General features: G+C 57.4%; 1 pseudogene. It reads right to left on the minus strand.

The features are described 5' to 3' along the window. Positions 1-49 precede the first annotated feature (49 nt). Positions 50-263, minus strand: a pseudogene (locus tag KJQ96_RS39230) (recombinase family protein); the annotation flags it as partial.

Raw genomic sequence — 263 nt, forward strand, 5'->3', positions numbered from 1 at the left:
ACCTCGTTTTCGACCCGAGAGCAAACAAATGAAGGTATCAACATGATCGATCGTAAATCCCATCTCCATCACCGATGAGCGTGTGGGTCAGGCCACATAGATCGAGCAGACGGTACCAATCAGCATTATTGCGCGCTAGTCGCGAGACTTCCAAGCCGAGCACGATGCCCACCTGGCCGAGGCCGACCTCCGCGGTCATACGCGCGAAGCCGGTGCGCTCGGAAAGGCCGGAACCGGAAATACCGAGGTCCTCATCGATGACC

This window comes from Bradyrhizobium sp. sGM-13 (assembly GCF_018398875.1).
In the GTDB taxonomy this organism is placed as follows: domain Bacteria; phylum Pseudomonadota; class Alphaproteobacteria; order Rhizobiales; family Xanthobacteraceae; genus Bradyrhizobium.